The sequence below is a fragment of the Moorena sp. SIO1G6 genome (genome assembly GCF_010672795.1).
In the GTDB taxonomy this organism is placed as follows: Bacteria; Cyanobacteriota; Cyanobacteriia; order Cyanobacteriales; family Coleofasciculaceae; genus Moorena; species Moorena producens.
Map to the genome: position 1 here is coordinate 1 of NZ_JAAHFZ010000187.1, position 1320 is coordinate 1320.

General features: G+C 33.0%; 1 pseudogene. It reads left to right on the forward strand.

Annotation, left to right across the window (positions count from 1 at the left end):
* Window positions 1-106: 106 nt before the first annotated feature.
* A pseudogene (locus F6K63_RS36930) lies at window positions 107-1320 on the forward strand (IS4 family transposase); the annotation flags it as partial.

Sequence of the window (1320 nt, forward strand, 5' to 3'; positions counted from 1 at the left end):
CTGGGGGGGCGACAAGCGGCCTGTAACCCTTGATATATATTAAATTGAGCGAATTATGGTAAAAAAAGATAGGTCATAAATTGTCAATACGACCTACCAATCGAGAATGATACAAGAATTATATCAAAAACATCTAAAAAATCTACTTTCCGAATCTCAATTATTGTTTTTTTACCTTGTAGTAATTATTGTACAAGATATCAAAAATGTTAAACTCGAAAAAATGGCTGAATCTTGTCTTGGTGCAGTCGCTCATGGGGGAAACCCCCAAGACCGCGCTGCACCGCTACCTTTGCCTATTAAATGTAACTCAAGGCGTAAAAAGTTACAGAGATTTTTGTCATTACCAATATTTAAAGTCAAAAAACTGTGGTTTCCAATTATTAGAGAATGGGTCTATCAAACATTTGATAAACAGGAAACAATTTATTTAGCTATCGATAGAACTAATTGGAATAACAAGAATTTATTGATGGTTAGCTTAATTTATAAAAACCGAGCACTTCCCGTTTATTTTGAACTTCTATCAAAATTTGGCTCAAGTAACTTTTCGGAGCAGAAACAACTATTTTCAAATATCATAGGGCTATTTGATGACTATAAAGTTGTAATTTTAGGAGACCGAGAATTTTGTTCAGTAAAATTGGCTGAATGGCTCGACAAACAAGGCTTTAACTTTTGTTTAAGACTTAAAAAATCTGAGCAAATTGAATTAAAAAATCAGGGGTGGATCTCCTTAGAAAACTCTGGGTTAAAACCAGGAATTTCATTATTTTTTGAAAAGGTTAAAGTCACAAAAACTCAACAAATATCAGGATTTAGTGTCGCTTGTAAATGGAAAAAAAGTTATCGAAAATCCGTGACCAAAGAAGGTTGGTTTATTTTAACAAATATGAACGAAGCCTCTGAGGCAATCTCCGCTTATAAAAAACGTTTTAATATTGAACAAATGTTTCGAGATTATAAAAGTGGTGGATATAATATGGAAGGCAGCAATGTAGTCGGAAAACGTTTTATATCTTTAGTTATCATCATGTCTTTTGCTTATTTTATTGCCACAATCAAAGGAGAAATAATTAATAAAAAAGGAGTTCAGAACTATGTTACTAGAGTCAAAAACTATGGGCGATTAACTAAAAGGCATAGCAGTTTTTATATTGGAATGTATGCTCACAAATGGATTAATTTTATGGATAAATGTTGGGAATTAGTTTATGCTTTGATGCGTTTAAGTCGTCATAAGCTCGATAATTATTTACGAGGTATGAGAGCTATGAAGCTTATACAGTCTACTTTTTAGCTCTCATGTCGCCCCCCCAG